The organism is Synechococcus sp. BS56D (genome assembly GCF_004332405.1).
GTDB lineage: Bacteria > Cyanobacteriota > Cyanobacteriia > PCC-6307 > Cyanobiaceae > Synechococcus_C.
In genome coordinates this window covers 198696-215685 of the sequence record NZ_PHQU01000007.1, presented here as the reverse complement: position 1 = coordinate 215685, position 16990 = coordinate 198696, and the positions used below count along the sequence as shown (strand labels likewise).

The window sequence follows — 16990 nt, the reverse complement described above, 5'->3', positions numbered from 1 at the left end:
AACACGGTTTCGTTACGATTCAGCAACGTATACGTGCCTCTCATGCCCGACGGGCGCGGCCTCCTGTTCCAGCTCGAGGCCCCCGAGAGGCCCGGCCATTGGACATCGATGACCTGGGCCGACGGCCTCGACCTCCACTGAGGTCCAACGGGGGAGCACTCAGCACGGTGGGCTCGAAGCCAGGCACCTCGACCCTGGAGAGGGACTCGCCGGTCAAGCGTTCGATCGCCTTCAGCAAAAGGGCCTCTTCAGCAGAAACCAAGGAGATTGCATGGCCACTTTCACCAGCCCGGCCCGTGCGGCCGATCCGATGCACGTAATCCTCAGCCACATTCGGAAGGTCGAGATTCACCACATGGGGGAGTTGCTGAATATCAATGCCCCTGGCGGCGATATCGGTAGCCACCAGGACACGCACCGTGCCGTCCTTGAAGCCCTGCAGGGCTCGGGTACGGGCACCCTGGCTCTTGTTGCCGTGAATCGCCGCTGCCATGAGCCCCTCATGACTGAGTCGTTCAGCCACCCGGTTTGCACCGTGTTTGGTGCGTGAAAACACCAGCACTTGCTGCCAGTCATTGGTCTGAATCAGATGACTCAGCAATTCAGCCTTGCGGCCCATGTCACAGGGATGCACCACCTGCTCTACGGAACAAGCCGTCTGATTGGCGGGCGTGACCTGTATCTGAACCGGCTGGTGAAGCAGACCCGTAGCGAGTTTGCGGATCGGAGGACTGAAGGTCGCCGAGAACAACAAGGTCTGACGGCGCTCAGGAAGCTTCGAAATCACCCGCCGGATGTCGTGAATGAAGCCCATGTCGAGCATGCGATCGGCTTCATCAAGCACGAGACATTCCACCTGGTCGAACCGAACAGCCCCCTGCTGATGAAGGTCGAGCAGGCGACCTGGCGTGGCAATCAGCACATCAACACCCTGGGCCAGGCGCTGAATCTGAGGATTGATCTTCACCCCCCCGAACACCACATCACTGCGTAAGGGCAAGTGGCGGCTGTAAAGACGAACGTTCTCGAGGACCTGGGCGGCCAGTTCGCGGGTGGGGGTCAGCACGAGAGCGCGGATCTGACGACGGCCGGCCCGAGCTCCATGACTGAGGCGTTCAAGCACGGGCAAGGTGAAGCCCGCGGTCTTACCGGTGCCTGTTTGCGCTGCCGCCATCACATCTCGACCACCGATCACCGCAGGAATCGCCTGGGCTTGCACCGGCGATGGTGTCGTGTACCCCTTCTCCTTGAGAGCTCGAAGCAGGGGTTGGCTCAGACCCAATGCTTCAAAGGCGGTAGCGGTCTGGCTTTCAGGTGTGGTAGCTGCCGTGATGGTCGAATCCCTCAGATCCGTCACCCTAGGAGCTTGCAGCACCCTCAATGCGATCCATAAAGACTGCGGGCCTGGTACCAGACCCGCTCGAGATCAGCATCACTGAGCGCCAGAGCTTCTGGGTGGACTGTCGCCAACCAACGCCGTCGTTGAACCGTTGAATCGGCTTCGAAAAAGCGTTCTTCGGCTGCCAACACACGAAACTTCAAAGCTTCCAGAAGCCGCGCCCGAAGACGCACCCCATCGATCAAAACCAGCCGATCCTGCGGATCATGAAGCCAAAGGGAATCTCCTGGGGAGAGATGGTCAATGGGCGGTGCCAGAACTTCCACCAGCGTGGGTGGCTGCCAGTGACGTTGCTTGGTCTCGGGATGGGGTCTGTAGATCCAAGCGGGACACTCTTGCCCTCGATCCGATCGCAGCGCGATTCGCCAGAAGGAAAACGTCTCGGGGGGATGTCGATCGGTCCAATGGAGATTCACAAACGTGTGATCTGGAGCCTCCAAACCGATTTCCAACGGTTGAAAACAAAGATTCAGAGTGCCAGGCCAACAGTCGGAGAGATCGAGTCCCAAGGACGCGAATAGGGGTTGCTGCATCGCAATCGTCCCCATCGGATAGGGCGAATCAGCGGAACGTCCAGACGCCACGCCATGACCTGACACCAGTCGTGCCTCGAACCAGTGCCCATCTCGGCGGGTTGAGATTTGATTGGAGGACAACACCACCGCGGATCAGCGCTCCACACGATGCAGACACTGCTCGCAGGGACCCTCCGGTAAGACAGCACAACGGATCAAAGGACTGAGGGCATTGAGGGCACAGGAGGGATCCCCGATCACCCAGCCATGACGCCAAGGCCGAGCATCGTGGGGGCGATGCTGAGCCGTCACCAGGAGCACCAGGCTGGAAAGCTGATAGCGACCGGAGCGCAGCGTGTAGCGGTGACGGCGCTGAAGCACCAAGAAGCTTCGCTCGCCGTGGAGAAACCAACGCCCTGGATGAGGCGGGTCTTCAAGCTCAATGCGATCGATCGGCTGTTCGGAGCCGGCCTGCCTCAATTCCACAAGCATCGATTCAAGGCTCCTCCAGCAAAGGGAGAGAACGAGAGGAGAAACCCCAGAGCACCAGAACAGCAACGGTCACCAGCGTGAACCATTCCGGGACCACCAGACCAGGAAGAATCAGGGCCACGATCAGTTTGAGGCCGACAAAGCCCACAGCGCTGTAACCGGCGGTTTCGAGGCGTGGATAGAGCTCTAACCAGCGCACAAACAAACCGGCCGTAAAACGAAGAGCGATGACACCAATCAGTGCACCACAGATCACAAGGAGTAACTGATCACTAATCGCCACCGCTGCGGCGACGCTGTCGATGGAAAAGGCAAGGTCCGTCAAGGCAAGGGCCATCACCGTGCGCAGAAAGGGGGTGGAATCCGAGTTTTCGAGCTCTCCAGTGGCGTTGGAAGACGCCTGGGAACGAGAGAACAGATGGCTGAAGAACAACCAGAGGAGATAGCCACCGGCCAGCCACTGCAGGGGTTGAAAGCGAAGCACCCAACCGGCCATCAGGATCAGGGCGATGCGCAGCAGGAAGGCGATCGCGATGCCGAGGTTGAGGGCCCTCCCCTCGCGCAGTGGATCCCGTTGCTGCCTTGCAATCGCGGCTAAAGCAATGGCGTTGTCTGCCGAGAGAATCAACTCAAGCGACACCAGCACCGGCAAGAGCGGTAAGAGTTCGCCCCAGCGATCGACCCCATCCAACCAGGGGGTGAGCGAGTGCAGTGCTGCTGAATCCATAGGGATCAGCCTAGAAATGGGCAGCGCCATGCAGTGGGATGAACACCCGGGCCCGTCTTTGCCACATCGACACCAGCCGCTGCGTGGTGGAGGTGGAATGGCTCGGAGCAGAGGGGCTGCACGCCAGCGCCTTAGGCGAAGGCAGGACGGCCGAGGAGGCGGAGGACCGTGCCCTGCAACGGCTCCAGGCACGCCTGAGGCCCCAGCGAACCAGTGCCCCGGCACCCGTCAAGGCAACACCAACCGTTCAGTCGTCTCCAGAACAAGAGACCACACCCGATTCAACGGCGGCGTCAACGGCTGAAGAGAGACAGCGCGACGTTGAACCGCAACAGACTCCACCCAGCGAAGCCCCCACCGATCCGGATGACTGGAGCGATGAACTGACGGCGATCGACCTTGAGCTGCAACGCATCGGCTGGGATCGTGAACAGGAACGCCGCTATCTCGAACGTGCTTTCGGCCATGGCAGCCGCCATCGGCTCACCCGCTACAGCGACCTGGTGGCCTTCCTGAACCGCCTACGGAGCCTTGAACCAGGAATCAGCGGCGACCAAGCACCCGTGCCCCTGCGCCGGAGTGATCTGATCCAGCAGGGGGACGCCATGCTCGCCACACTGAGTTGGAGCCCTCAGCAGGCTCGTGAATTCCTCCAAGGGCAGCTCCAGGCCAGCTCCAGACAGCAGCTCAGTGATGAGCAGCTGTTGCAGTTCAACATGCTGCTTGAAGAGCAGTTGCTTCATCTCAAACCGAGCGAACGGGTGCCGGTATCCGAGGCGGTGGAGGAGGGCTGAACAGGCCTGGAATCGACAGGGCCACCAGGGCCGACCCCACCGCAAGAAGCACCAGCAGTGGAATCGGCCGCACCACCGGCTGCCGCTCCAGCACCGTGCCGCAACGGGAACAGATCGGAGTCGCTCCCCGGGGAGGGCGAAGGACAATGGCCGGCCCGCAACAGCATTCTGGGCAACGGAAGCGGGGCATCAAAGCTCTCCGTATCACTCGTGTTCACGGCCGCAGGCAGCCGATTGCGACAATCATGCGTTGCCGATTGACGCCTCGCCATGCCCCTCAGCTCCCTGGTGCGTCTACTGCAGAGCTCAGGGCTAACCGGTGAATTGCTGGAGCGATGCGGGCGGGACGATCGATTGCTGTTGCGCGGTGGCAACCGTGCCGCCCGCGCTCTGGTCACAACGGCTCTTGCGAAACGAGGCGACCAGCCACTGCTGGTGGTGGTCCCCACCCTGGAGGAAGCGGGGCGCTGGACGGCGTTGCTGGAACTCATGGGCTGGGACAGCACCCAGCTGTATCCAACCAGCGAAGGATCTCCCTATGAGCCTTTCGATCCCACCACTGAAATCACCTGGGGGCAGCTTCAGGTGCTCAGCGAGCTGCAAAGCGCTGAAACACGCAAAGATCTGGCGATCGTTGCCACCGAACGCTGCCTTCAGCCCCACCTCCCGCCTCCTGAGGCCCTAGCCGCCCGCTGCCGGAACCTGCGCAAAGGCGACACGGTTGATCTTGAAGAGCTAGCCACCTGCTTGAGCCAGCTGGGTTACGAGCGTGTCTCCAGCATCGATCAGGAAGGAACCTGGAGCCGAAGGGGCGACATTGTCGACATCTTCCCTGTCAGCAGCGAACTTCCTGTGCGCCTCGAGTTCTTCGGTGACGAACTCGACAAGCTGCGGGAATTCGACCCAGCTAGTCAGCGCTCGCTGGATGCAATCGACTGCCTGCGCCTCACCCCCACGGGCTTCAGCCCACTGATCGCCGAACAGTTGCGCGAGCAGGTGCCCGACGGGTTGGATGCGTTGCTGAGCGAGCAGGGGCTCAACGAATTACTCGAAGGCGGAACCCCAGAAGGGATGCGCCGACTGATGGGGCTGGCCTGGAACGAACCGGCATCGCTGCTCGATTACCTACCAAAGGGCTGCTGCATCGCCATTGATGAACGCCGCCACGGGCGTGCCCATGGCCAACAGTGGCTCGAGCATGTCGAAGAGCACTACGCCGAGCTCCAACCCGCGGTCCCCGCCCTGCACCGATCGATCGAAGCAGCGCTTGAATTGGCTGAGGGCTTCAACGGTTTCGACCTGGCGGAACTTCAAGAGCAAGACGACCACGCCAATGCCTTTGATCTGACAAGCCGTCCGGTGCCGGCCTACCCGAACCAATTCGGCAAACTCGGCGAACTTCTGAAGACGTACCAGGCCGAGAAGCAGGCCATCTGGCTGCTCTCAGCACAACCGAGCCGTGCCGTCGCTTTGCTGGAGGAGCACGACTGCATCAGCCGCTTCGTGCCCAACGCGGCGGATGCACCAGCGATCGAACGCCTGATCGAACAGGGGACACCAGTCGCCCTCAAGACCAAGGGCACCGCGGACCTCGAAGGACTGCAACTGCCCGCATGGCGGGTGGTCTTGATCACCGACCGGGAGTTCTTCGGCCAGCACAACCTTGGCAGCAATGGCTATGTGCGTCGCCGCCGCAAGGCCGCCAGTCGCACCGTGGATCCCAACAAGATGCGTCCCGGCGACTTCGTGGTGCATCGAAACCACGGCATCGGTCGTTTCCAGAAGCTTGAGAAACTTGCGATCAGCGGCGAGGTGCGTGACTACCTCGTGGTGCAGTACGCCGATGGAATCCTGCGGGTGGCTGCCGACCAGCTAGGCAGTCTTGGCCGTTATCGCGCCAACAGTGACGCGCCGCCGCAGCTCAGCAAGATGGGCGGTTCTGCGTGGGTGAAGGCCAAGGAGCGCGCCAGCAAGGCCGTTCGCAAAGTGGCGCTCGATCTTGTGAAGCTCTACGCGGAACGCCATCAAGCTCCTGGATTCGCCTTCCCTGGTGATGGCCCCTGGCAAGAGGAGCTCGAGGACTCCTTCCCCTACGAGCCCACTCCTGATCAGCTCAAGGCCACAGCTGATGTGAAGCGCGACATGGAGAAACCACAACCGATGGATCGGTTGGTGTGCGGGGATGTGGGCTTCGGGAAGACCGAGGTAGCAATACGGGCCATTTTCAAAGCCATCACTGCAGGCAAGCAGGTGGCGATGCTGGCGCCCACCACCGTGCTGGCGCAGCAGCACTGGCGCACCTTGTCGGAACGGTTCGCGCCCTATCCAATCAAGGTGGCTCTTCTCAACCGGTTCCGAACCGCTGGAGAGCGCAAAGCCATCCTCGAAGGCCTTCAGAAGGGCACGATCGACGCCGTGGTCGGCACCCATCAATTGCTCAGCAAGAGCACAGCATTCGACAAACTCGGCCTGCTGGTCGTGGACGAGGAACAGCGGTTCGGAGTCAACCAGAAGGAAAAAATCAAAGCGCTACGCAAGGACGTCGATGTCCTCACCCTGTCGGCGACCCCGATTCCACGAACGCTGTACATGAGCCTCTCCGGTGTTCGGGAAATGAGCCTGATTACCACTCCGCCCCCGCTACGACGCCCGATCAAGACGCACCTGGCGGCCCTCGATGAGGAGGCAGTACGCAGTGCGATCCGCCAGGAGCTGGATCGGGGTGGTCAGGTGTTCTACGTGGTGCCGCGCGTGGAGGGGATCGACGAGGTGGCCGGGCAGCTGCGCCAGATGCTCCCTGGCCTGAAGCTGCTGGTGGCCCATGGTCAGATGGCCGAAGGCGAACTGGAGAGCGCCATGGTGGCCTTCAACGGTGGCGAAGCCGACGTGATGCTTTGCACCACGATCGTGGAGAGCGGCCTTGATATTCCTCGGGTCAACACCATCCTGATCGAGGACGCCCATCGTTTCGGCCTGGCTCAGCTTTATCAGCTCCGTGGTCGAGTGGGGCGCAGCGGCATTCAGGCCCACGCCTGGCTTTTCTATCCCGGCGATGCATCCCTCAGCGATGCAGCACGCCAACGCTTACGGGCGATTCAGGAGTTTGCTCAACTTGGCAGTGGCTATCAACTGGCCATGCGCGATATGGAAATCAGAGGAGTGGGCAATTTGCTCGGCGTGGAGCAGAGCGGCCAAATGGAAGCAATCGGCTTCGATCTCTACATGGAGATGTTGCAGGAATCATTGGCGGAGATTCAAGGCCAGGACATTCCTGCTGTGGACGACACCCAGGTGGACCTACAGGTGACCGCCTTCATCCCGGCCGACTGGATCACCGATGCCGACGAGAAGATGGGGGCGTACCGAGCGGCCGCCGAATGCGCCAACTCCGCAAGCCTTGTGGAGTTGGCCGCCGGATGGGCCGATCGCTACGGCGCCCTCCCTGGGCCGGTTCAGTCACTCCTGCAACTGATGGAGCTGAAATTACTGGCCAAGCGCTGCGGGTTCTCGCGCATTCGGCCGGAGAAGCCAAATATCGCTTTGGAAACACCAATGGAGGAACCCGCCTTCCGCCTGCTCCGCCAAGGCTTGCCCCAGCATCTTCATGGTCGGTTGGTCTACCAGGCCGGCAGTGGGACCACCGCCAAGGTGCTCGCCCGTGGCCTGGGTGTCTTGCCGATGGAGAAGCAACTCGAAGAGCTCAAAGGCTGGCTCGAGCAAATGGCTGCTCAGATCCCCGATGCTGAGGGCCTCAACGCTGAGCAGCGTGAGGCTCAAGAGAGGGCGCGTAATGAGGCGGTGCTCTCGGTCTGACGCGTCCTGCGTCCGCCTGGAGCGCCAAGGCCCTTAAAAATGAGAAGAGCCCGACACATTGCGCAATTCTTCGTTACAGTCAGAGGAATTCGAGGGGTTGTCGTGGGCGAGTTCATCGATCCGATCAGCAATGCAGGATCCATGGGCCTCTTCGGAAGCCTCATTGGCGCTGCTGCTCTCGGCGTCTATGCCCTCTGGCAGAACGACACCCAGAACGACGACGACGATTCCAATCCCGGTGGTGGCTTGATGCAACCGGTTGCCTGATAGGCCCTGGTGGGTAACTGCCAGCACCCTAGTGATGGCAGCAATGTCAGGCTGTCGCTCTAAGGTTGAGCAGGCCGCACAGGCAGCGCGGATTTGAGATTGGCGGAATTGGGTTTGTAGGCCCGGCCGTTGTTCGGACTAGCCAGAGCTTTGATGAGCGTTGTCTCAGCAACGCGGTACTGGCTGTCCTTGGCGGTACCGAGATCCTCGAGCTTGAGGGATTTGATCTCCTCTTCGCTCATCTGCACCGACACATCGGGTTTGATCCCATTTTTGTGAATGTCAGTCCCCTTCGGGGTTAGGTATTTAGCAATGGTGACTGTCATCCCCGACCCATCGGCCAATCCGCGAACGGATTGAACGAGACCTTTGCCGAACGTCTTGTTGCCGACCAACTGAGCCCGCTGATTGTCTTGAAGGGCGCCGGAGAGAATTTCGCTAGCGCTGGCGGAACCCTCATTCACAATCACAACCACCGGACGTTGGGTCAGAGCACTGCCGGTCGCGCGGCGCACGTCCTGAATGCCTTCTCGCGTCTTCGTACTCACGATCGTGCCTTCATCGATCCACTGACGGGCGATGTCGACGCTGGCCTCGAGAAGCCCACCGGGGTTGCTGCGCAGATCCAGCACGTATCCCTCAGCACCCTCCGCTTCGAGTTTGCGGATAGCAGCCCGCATCTCCTTGGCGGCATTGGCATTGAACTGTTTCAGGCGGATGTAACCGATCTTTTTGCCGTTGGGAGCAGTGTTGAGCTGACTGTTGACTGAGTGGATCTCAATTCGAGCGCGTACCAGCGGCACCTGCACCACCTGGCCCTTACGACGTAAACCCAGCACAACCTCGCTGCCCTCCTTACCGCGGATGAGCTTCACCGCGTCTTCGGTGGTCATCCCCTTGGTGGATTTGCCATCGATGGAAACGATCACGTCCTTGGGCTGCACCCCTGCCTTCGAAGCCGGAGTCCCTTCGATCGGTGAGACAACGACGATCTCTTTTGATTCTTTATCCAGGGAGATCTGAATACCTACACCAGTCAATTCACCAGAGGTATCGATCTGCATCTCCTTGAATTCTTTCGGATCAAGGAAGCGCGTGTAGGGATCATCAAGGCTTGCCAACATGCCCCGAATCGCCTCATACGATTCAGCCGTGCCCGCATAGGGCTTGGCGAGCAGCTCACGCCGCAGAGACTGCCAACGTTCTGAATCGTATTTGCCCGTGGAGTCAAGGTAATCGCGATAAACGATCTGCCAAACCTGATCGATCACTTCCTTGGGGCTATCGGTGATCGAAGAGGAGCCACTGCTGGGGAGACCCAACCCAGGTGCTGCCATCGCCACAGCAGCAGACAAGCCCCCAGCGCCAAGCAAAACCAGCCAGGTGCTACGCCGCGAAGGAGCTGATGGAGGCTTGGGCAATGAGGGCATGATGTCCCGTCAGGACTGATCCTTCACCCTAACGACTTCAGGCCGGTTCCACCCACCGGCCATCATCTTTGATCAACTGAATCAGTGCCTCCACCCCTTCGGATTCCGGCACCTTGCGGATCTCCTCGCGTCCTCGATACAGGGAGATCACTCCAGGGGTCTTACCCACATAACCGTAGTCAGCATCGGCCATCTCACCAGGTCCGTTGACAATGCAGCCCATCACAGCGATATCCAATCCCGTGAGATGGGAGGTCGCCGACCGAACCTGATGGAGAACCTCTTCAAGATTAAACAAAGTGCGACCGCAGCTCGGGCAGGCCACGTACTCGACCATGGTCTTGCGCAAACCAAGGGCCTGAAGGATCGAGAAGCACACAGGGATCTCCTTCTCAGGCGCCTCAGTGAGCGACACACGGATCGTGTCGCCTAGGCCCTCCGCCAGCAGCGTGGCGATTCCTGCTGTGCTCTTGACACGCCCGTAGTCGCCATCGCCGGCTTCGGTCACTCCCAGATGAAGGGGATAGTTGAAGCCTTCGGCATCGAGGGTATCGGCCATCAGTCGATAGGCAGCAAGCATCACAGGCGCCCGCGAAGCCTTCATGGAAATCACGATGTTGTGAAAATCAAGCGCATCACAGAGGCGCACAAATTCCATCGCCGACTCCACCATCCCCCTCGGTGTATCGCCATAGGTGAAGAGCATCCTCTCAGCGAGTGAGCCATGGTTCACTCCAATACGCAGCGCCTTGTTCTCGGCCTTCAGAGCTTCAACAAGCGGAGCGAAGGAGTCCTTGATCCGTTCACCAATCGCCTCAAACTCTTCCTGAGTGAATTCCTGCCGACTGGGGTCGGGCTTATCGAAAACAAACAGGCCTGGATTAATGCGAACCTTATCCACATGCTTGACCACCTCAAGGGCGATCCGAATGCCGTTGTGGTGAACATCAGCCACCAACGGAACGGTGCAGCCCTGACGACGCAGTGCAGCACGGATTTCAGCCATGGCCTTGGCATGGGCCATGGACGGGGTGGTCACACGCACGATCTCGCATCCCGCGTCTGCCAGGCGTCGGATGCCGGCCACAGCTGCCTCGATGTCGAGGGTGTCCTCATTGATCATCGACTGCACCACGACAGGGTGGTCGCTGCCAATCGGCACATCACCCACCATGACGGTGCGTGTCACCCGCCGATGAATCTGAGTGTCGTAACGACGTGATTGGTCGTTGATGGGAGTCACGGTCGTGGCGGTCAAGGGAGCGGAGCGCCGGAAGCGGCATCACCCTGACACAGCCGAGCCCTGACCTGACGCAGATCGGACAGCGTGAGCGCGAATGGCCCTCCAGGATCACGGGAGGGATTGCGCAGGAGATAGGAGGGATGAAACAGAGGCATCCATCGCCGACCATCCCGTTCAATCCATCGCCCCCTCAGCCCACTCATCGGATCGCGCAGGTCGAGGACCGCTGCAAGAGCAGTGGCCCCCAACAGGCAGACCACGGAGGGATTCACCAGAGTGATCTGTTGCTCAAGCCAAGGTCGACAGGCCTCGAGTTCGCCACGCTTTGGCTTGCGGTTACCTGGCGGCCGACATTTGAGCGCATTGCACACATAGAGATCCCGCTCTGGATCCAAGCCAGCTTCGATGAGGAGCTGATCGAGCAATCGTCCAGCACGTCCAACAAAGGGGCGTCCTTGCTGATCCTCCGTTGCTCCAGGAGCTTCACCGATCAACATCAATGAGGCCGTGGATGCGCCACGACTGACCACCACCCTGTTGCGGCTACCGGAGAGCTCACAAGCCGTGCAAGAGCTGCAGGCATGGGCAAGGGCTGCGGCAGCCAATTCGATCCGATCGATGGCTTTTGCGGATCCCCAGGCCAACGCACACCCTGCTGCCGACGTGATCCTATGGACCGCAGCGACTCATGGGGTACGCACGAGCAACAACACCCCATGGCCTTCAGGATCCTCCAGCCAGCATTCCGCCCCGAAGGATTCCAGACGAGGGTCCTCTCGGATGGATGCACCGAGCTGACAGGCGTCAGCAATCCATCGCTGTAGGGCAGCAAAAGCCTTATGAGGGCTCACCTCAGTGCGCTGAAGACAGGGAGCCAACGCCTGACCAGGGACCGGGCTCGATCGTTGTCTAGAGGGTCGATAGATCTGAAGCAGCCCTCCATCGGGCAGATCCACCAACCAATGGGTGGCAGCAAGACCGGGGCGATAGGCGGTCTGAAACAGGGAGGCATAAAACGCCGCGAGGGCCTTCGGCTCTTTGGCAGCCAGAACCCAACTGAGCGATGGATGAGAGCTCGCTGAACCTGACGTCATAAAAAAAGGTTGTCTGGAACACCAGATCAGGCAGGATGGATTTTTCCAGCGCACCCGGTGGGGGAGTGCCGCGTTGATGTCACGCCCGTCAGTTTTGTCTCAACGGGCCGTAGCCCTGCAACCCTCGCTGACACTGGCGATCAGTGCCAGGGCCAAAGAACTGCAGGAAGCGGGCCGGGACATCTGCAGTCTCAGCGCTGGCGAGCCTGATTTCGACACGCCCACCTTCATCGTTGAGGCTGCGATCCAAGCGCTGAAGGACGGCTTGACCCGCTATGGACCAGCAGCGGGGGATCCCCTACTTCGGGAGGCCATCGCTCAAAAACTCAGCAACGAAAACGGGGTACCCAGTGAGCCCGCCAATGTGCTGGTCACCAACGGAGGAAAACAAGCGATCTACAACCTGTTCCAGGTGCTGCTCAACCCTGGGGATCAGGTCCTGATCCCGGGGCCCTACTGGCTGAGCTACCCGGAAATCGCTCGCCTAGCAGGGGCCGAACCACGGATTGTTCGTTCCAGTGCCAAAAGCGGTTTTCGCCTGGACCTTCAGGCATTGGAGGCGGCGATTACACCGCGCAGTCGCCTTCTGGTGCTCAACACCCCGGGCAATCCAACGGGACGCGTGATGGAGCGAACGGAACTGGAAGCCCTGGCCGAGTTACTCCGCCGCCATCCCGACCTACTGGTGATGAGTGACGAAATTTATGAAGCGCTGCTCGAGGACGGCGAGAGCCATCACAGCCTTGCTGCGGTGGCCCCGGATCTTGCCGAGCGCACGTTCATCGTCAACGGCTTTGCCAAAGGATGGGCCATGACCGGCTGGCGGCTGGGATACCTCGCTGGTCGCAGCGACGTGATCAAAGCCGCGGCGGCACTTCAGAGTCAGAGCACAAGCAACGTGTGCAGCTTCGCGCAACGAGGAGCCCTGGCGGCCCTGGAGGGATCCCGCGACTGCGTCCGAGCCATGGCCTCGACCTACAGCAGCCGGCGGCAATTGCTCTCCTCAGGGCTCCAGGCCATCGAGGGTTTGACCCTGGTAGCGCCCCGCGGCGCTTTTTATGCCTTCCCCCAGCTTCCGGAGGGAGTGGTGGATTCCATGGAATTCTGTCGATTGGCTTTAGACGAGGAAGGGCTGGCCCTGATCCCCGGGGAGGCCTTTGGTGATGGGCGCTGCATTCGCCTGTCTTGCGCGGTCTCGCATGAGACGATCAGCGATGGCCTTCAGCGACTCGAGCGACTGCTGGATCGACTGAGGGACTAATCACCCATCCCAGATTCCTCTGATCCCATGCCAGCACGAGAACGAAGGGCCGTTGTTGTCCTAGGCCTTTTGATCGGCCTGATGACGACGGCCCTCCCGACCATGGCGCAGCAGCTGCTGCGCATCGGGGCCATCCCCGATCAGAACCCTGAAAAACTGAATCGCCTCTACAGCGTTCTGGCCACTCAATTGAGCAATGAGCTCAAAGTCCCCGTTCGCTACGTGCCGGTGAGCAACTACCCCGCATCCGTGAGTGCGTTTCGCAGCGGAAGCCTTGATCTGGTCTGGTTTGGAGGCCTAACAGGCGTACAGGCACGTCTGCAGACTCCAGGTGCCCGCGTGCTGGCGCAACGGGATATCGATGCCAAGTTCCGCAGCGTCTTCATCGCCAACACGGCCAGCGGGCTCAAACCAATTCAAAGCCAAAAGCAACTCACCGAATTACGTGGGAAACGCTTCACATTCGGCTCCGAAAGCTCCACGTCAGGGCGCCTGATGCCCCAGTACTTTCTGCAACAAGCAGGGGTCAGCCCTAGCCAGTTTGCTGGCGGACGGGCTGGATTTAGCAAAAGCCACGATGCCACCATTGCCCTTGTCCAGAGTGGTGCCTACCAGGCTGGTGCCCTCAATTCGCAGGTTTGGGACAGCGCCTTAAAAGAAGGTCGAGTCGACACCAAGAAGGTGCGAGTGATCTGGAAGACCCCTACCTACGTTGACTACCACTGGGTGGTGCGCCCTGGCCTGGATCAGCGCTTCGGGAAAGGTTTCACAAACCGACTACAGAAAGCTCTGCTTAACATCAATAAAAAGAGCGAAAACGGTCGAACCGTTCTCGAGCTATTCGCTGCAGACTCCTTTATTCCAGCCAAGGAATCACAGTACGAGTCAATTGAAAAAGTAGGCCGTCAATTGGGCAAGATTCGGTGAGTATCACTCTGGAACTTCGTTCCGTCGGTGTCATCGGGAGAGAGGCGCCACGCTTAACGGGGGTCTCTCTCTCCCTCCAGCCCGGCGAGCGGGTCGCGCTACTTGGAGCGAGCGGCTCGGGGAAAAGCACACTGATTGCAGTCATCAATGGAAGCCTGAACGCTGATGAAGGACAGGTGATCTGGACAGGATTGCCACCACGGCGGCGACGCCAGCGGCGAGCGATTGGAACGCTCTGGCAGGACCTGCGTCTCGTGGAAGAACTGAATGTCCAACAGAACATCAACGCCGGTGCCCTTGGACAGCGCTCCTTGGGCTGGGCGCTGCTCAATCTTCTGATCCCCCTCGAAACGAATCACTGCCGACGCGTGCTGGAGGCAGCGGGCCTGCCGGCAGACGTTCTCCAGACTCCTGTCACACGACTGTCTGGCGGCCAACGCCAACGGGTGGCGATCGCACGACTTCTGCGCCAACAACCTGAAGTTCTGCTTGCCGACGAACCCTTGGCCAGCCTTGACCCAGCCTTGATCGATGAACTGCTGACGCGGCTCCTACGGCAAACCAGCGCGGAAACCGTTCTGATCAGCCTTCATCGCCCCGATCTGATTCATCGTTTCGATCGGGTCATCGGTCTACGCAAGGGGCAACTGGTGCTCGACCTCAGGCCATCGGACTTGCAGTCCGGCCAGCTGGACGCCCTCTACAGCTCATGATCCGATTGCGTCCAGCGCCGCCGCTGCTCTGCCTGCTTCCTGCGCTCGCGCTGATTCCTGTGCTGGTCGTGGTGCTGCCGGCCATCCACAGCGGTGGACTGCAGATTTGGCTGGACTGCCTGTTGGGAGCCTTGCAGCCAAGCCTGGATCCAGTGGTCCTGCAGGCGATGGTTCGCGCCTTGCAGGTGACGTTGGCCACAGCGCTTGCAGCTTGGGGCCTTAGCGGTCTCAGCGGAGCTCTACTGGCTCTACTCAGCGCTGATGTGTTCTGGCTGAGTCGTGGCGCCCCCCTCTGGCCCGCCCAGATCCTGCGCAGTGCTCTCGCCCTGCCCCGCTCCATCCATGAACTGATCTGGGGTCTACTGCTCCTGCAGATCTTCGGACTCCACCCATGGGTGGCTGTGCTCGCCATCGCGATTCCCTACAGCGCCCTGGTGGCAAGAGTTTGGCGCGACCAGTTGGACAGCCTCGACCGCAGCTCACTGATCGCCCAACTCCAAACCGGCGCTCAGGCGGACGCCGCGATGATCACGACCCTCGCGCCCGCGATGACACCAAGCCTGCTGAGCTATGGCGGCTACCGCCTGGAGTGCGCCTTGCGCAGTGCCACGCTGCTCGGGGTGTTCGGCCTGGGGGGCCTTGGCACAGAGCTCCAGCTCAGCCTTCAATCTCTTCGCTTCCATGAGTTCTGGAGTGGCCTTTGGCTGCTGATCGTTTGCAGCGTTGCTCTCGAACAGGGACTGCGGTTCTGGCGGACTCGACCGAAGGAGAGGTTCGGCGCAGCCGAACGTCGTCAACTGCTCCTTCTGGGCCTGTTGCTGATCAGCGCAGTCGTCGGGGGTCTGTGGATGCAGCAACTCTTTCCCGACGATGGAGCTGCGCTCGCATGGCAATGGCCGCCACTACCCGATAGGGACCAGCTTCTGCAAGCCAGCACGGAGCTGGCCTGGGGAAGCTTGATCGTCGATACCCTCAGGCTCACCCTGCTCGCCGCCGGACTGGCCATCGGACTGCCAGCTCTCGTCGAACTTCTTTGGAACAGGGGCGCCGCACCCCAAGTTCAGAGTTTGATCTGGAGTGCCCTGCGCTTGCTTCCCCCTCCCCTGACGCTGCTCATGCTGCTGCTGGCGAACCAACCCAGCCTTGCCCTGGCGGCTCTCGCGCTCGGCCTCCAAAACGCTGGGGTGCTTGGCCGTTTGCTCCGGGAGGGGCTCGATCAACAGGATCAACGGCGCCATCAAGCCATGACAGTGGCAGGAGCAGACAGCGCAAGCAGCTGGCTCTATGGCCAGCTAGCCCCGCAAAGTCGCGCGTATCTCGCCTACGGCGCCTATCGCGCAGATGTCATCCTGCGCGAAACCATCGTGGTAGGGCTGGTCGGCGGAACAGGGCTCGGCTGGGCGCTCATTGAATCGCTGAGTTCCTTCCACTGGGCAGCGGTGTGGCTGCTGATCGGCGCCTTCTCCCTACTCACTCTGACGGGAGAAGCCCTCAGCGACCGCCAACGGCAGCGTTGGCTGCAAAGCTGATCGGGCCTGACACAGCAGGGATGGAGCAACGACCCCGTCAATTGACGGTCATCGGCGATAGCGGTGTCTACGGCTGGGGAGATCGGGAAGGGGGAGGTTGGTGTGAGCGACTCCGTCGCGACTGGATGCAAACCCCATCCGCACCGGTGATCTATCCCCTAGGGGTGCGCGGTGATGGTCTTGAGAAAGTGGCGGAGCGTTGGCAGCGGGAATGGGCTGTCCGCGGCGAGCTCCGACGTCAACAGCCCGAGGGACTGTTGCTCTCCGTCGGCCTGAATGACACCGCCAGGGTGGGCCGAGCCAACGGACGCCCCCAACTCTCCCTTGAGGCCTTCCGCTTCGGCTGCGGTCAACTGCTCAATGGCATGGCATCCAGCACCCAAGTGCTCGTTCTTGGACTCACCGCAGTCGATGAGGGCGTGATGCCGTTCGCCGACTGTCTCTGGTATGCCAACGACTGCGTGGCCTTGTATGAGGCGGCCCTGGAGGAGGCCTGCCTGGAGGCAGACGTGCCCTTCCTGGCTCTGCATCAGGCCATGCTTGCGGAGCCGGATTGGCTGCGCTGGATCGAACCTGATGGCATCCACCTGAACGCTGAGGGGCATCACTGGCTGCATCAGCGGGTGAAACACTGGCCCGCTTTGCTGCGATGGGCGGGGCTGATCGAGCAGGGGCAACTCACACCGACCCTGGCCTGACATCAATCCAGGGCGCAAAAACATCACCCCAAAGGATGAGGTGTCCCATTGGCAAGGCGATGAGGGTGTCAGCAGCCCCCCACTGGAG

16 protein-coding genes are annotated in these 16990 nt (G+C 60.7%); 8 read left to right on the top strand and 8 right to left on the bottom strand.

Translation table 11 applies throughout. The features are described from left to right. Window positions 1-40: 40 nt before the first annotated feature. The 4 genes from CWE17_RS11805 to CWE17_RS11790 all read right to left on the bottom strand — a co-directional run bounded on the left by CWE17_RS11805 (window position 41) and on the right by CWE17_RS11790 (window position 3133). Window positions 41-1264, bottom strand: a complete 1224-nt coding sequence (locus CWE17_RS11805) for a DEAD/DEAH box helicase (RefSeq protein WP_131457543.1) — start codon at window positions 1262-1264, stop codon at window positions 41-43. A 113-nt stretch (window positions 1265-1377) separates the two neighbouring features. Further along, on the bottom strand, window positions 1378-2061 hold the full coding sequence (locus CWE17_RS11800; protein WP_240789396.1) for a hypothetical protein: 684 nt from the start codon (window positions 2059-2061) through the stop codon (window positions 1378-1380). 6 nt (window positions 2062-2067) lie between these two features. After that, a complete protein-coding gene (locus CWE17_RS11795; RefSeq protein ID WP_131457430.1) occupies window positions 2068-2406 on the bottom strand; it encodes a DUF6464 family protein in 339 nt (112 codons plus the stop codon). A gap of 4 nt (window positions 2407-2410) precedes the next feature. Continuing rightward, the gene (locus tag CWE17_RS11790) at window positions 2411-3133 is read right to left on the bottom strand and encodes a DUF475 domain-containing protein (protein WP_131457428.1); all 723 of its coding nucleotides are present in this window, start codon (window positions 3131-3133) and stop codon (window positions 2411-2413) included. Window positions 3134-3171: 38 nt separating this feature from the next. Here CWE17_RS11790 and CWE17_RS11785 point away from each other — a divergent pair, with 38 nt between their 5' ends. From CWE17_RS11785 to CWE17_RS12290, 3 genes are all read left to right on the top strand, one after another. Further along, window positions 3172-3927 carry a hypothetical protein gene (locus CWE17_RS11785; protein ID WP_131457426.1) on the top strand — a complete coding sequence of 252 codons (756 nt, stop codon included), beginning with the start codon at window positions 3172-3174 and terminating at the stop codon, window positions 3925-3927. Between the two features lie 270 nt (window positions 3928-4197). Further along, window positions 4198-7740 (top strand): transcription-repair coupling factor, encoded by a 3543-nt coding sequence (gene mfd, locus CWE17_RS11775; RefSeq protein WP_131457423.1) that lies wholly within the window; start codon window positions 4198-4200, stop codon window positions 7738-7740. A gap of 102 nt (window positions 7741-7842) precedes the next feature. Continuing rightward, window positions 7843-8007: a hypothetical protein gene (locus CWE17_RS12290; RefSeq protein WP_164498766.1), complete on the top strand. Its 165-nt coding sequence runs from the start codon at window positions 7843-7845 to the stop codon at window positions 8005-8007. Window positions 8008-8066: 59 nt separating this feature from the next. Here the strand turns inward: CWE17_RS12290 and CWE17_RS11770 are convergent, their stop codons facing one another. The 4 genes from CWE17_RS11770 to CWE17_RS11755 form a co-directional block, all read right to left on the bottom strand. Next, on the bottom strand, window positions 8067-9437 hold the full coding sequence (locus tag CWE17_RS11770; RefSeq protein WP_131457421.1) for a S41 family peptidase: 1371 nt from the start codon (window positions 9435-9437) through the stop codon (window positions 8067-8069). Between the two features lie 37 nt (window positions 9438-9474). Next, window positions 9475-10671 (bottom strand): (E)-4-hydroxy-3-methylbut-2-enyl-diphosphate synthase, encoded by a 1197-nt coding sequence (gene ispG / locus CWE17_RS11765; RefSeq protein ID WP_131457539.1) that lies wholly within the window; start codon window positions 10669-10671, stop codon window positions 9475-9477. Window positions 10672-10691: 20 nt separating this feature from the next. Next, window positions 10692-11291: a uracil-DNA glycosylase gene (locus CWE17_RS11760; protein WP_370318311.1), complete on the bottom strand. Its 600-nt coding sequence runs from the start codon at window positions 11289-11291 to the stop codon at window positions 10692-10694. 75 nt (window positions 11292-11366) lie between these two features. Next, window positions 11367-11774, bottom strand: a complete 408-nt coding sequence (locus CWE17_RS11755) for a VOC family protein (RefSeq protein ID WP_131457419.1) — start codon at window positions 11772-11774, stop codon at window positions 11367-11369. Between the two features lie 76 nt (window positions 11775-11850). Between CWE17_RS11755 and CWE17_RS11750 the strand changes: the two genes are divergently transcribed. From CWE17_RS11750 to CWE17_RS11730, 5 genes are read left to right on the top strand one after another with little or no spacing between them, the layout of a single operon-like run. After that, window positions 11851-13035 carry a pyridoxal phosphate-dependent aminotransferase gene (locus tag CWE17_RS11750; RefSeq protein WP_131457417.1) on the top strand — a complete coding sequence of 395 codons (1185 nt, stop codon included), beginning with the start codon at window positions 11851-11853 and terminating at the stop codon, window positions 13033-13035. A 27-nt stretch (window positions 13036-13062) separates the two neighbouring features. Beyond that, complete coding sequence (locus CWE17_RS11745) at window positions 13063-13962, top strand: putative selenate ABC transporter substrate-binding protein (protein ID WP_131457415.1); 900 nt, start codon at window positions 13063-13065, stop codon at window positions 13960-13962. Further along, entirely contained in the window at window positions 13959-14675 is a 717-nt protein-coding gene (locus CWE17_RS11740; protein ID WP_131457413.1) for a phosphonate ABC transporter ATP-binding protein, read from the top strand. Before CWE17_RS11745 ends, CWE17_RS11740 begins: the two co-directional genes overlap by 4 nt. Next, the gene (locus CWE17_RS11735) at window positions 14672-16204 is read left to right on the top strand and encodes a phosphonate ABC transporter (protein WP_131457411.1); all 1533 of its coding nucleotides are present in this window, start codon (window positions 14672-14674) and stop codon (window positions 16202-16204) included. Before CWE17_RS11740 ends, CWE17_RS11735 begins: the two co-directional genes overlap by 4 nt. A gap of 20 nt (window positions 16205-16224) precedes the next feature. Beyond that, window positions 16225-16902 carry a GDSL-type esterase/lipase family protein gene (locus CWE17_RS11730; RefSeq protein WP_131457409.1) on the top strand — a complete coding sequence of 226 codons (678 nt, stop codon included), beginning with the start codon at window positions 16225-16227 and terminating at the stop codon, window positions 16900-16902. Window positions 16903-16990 lie beyond the last annotated feature (88 nt).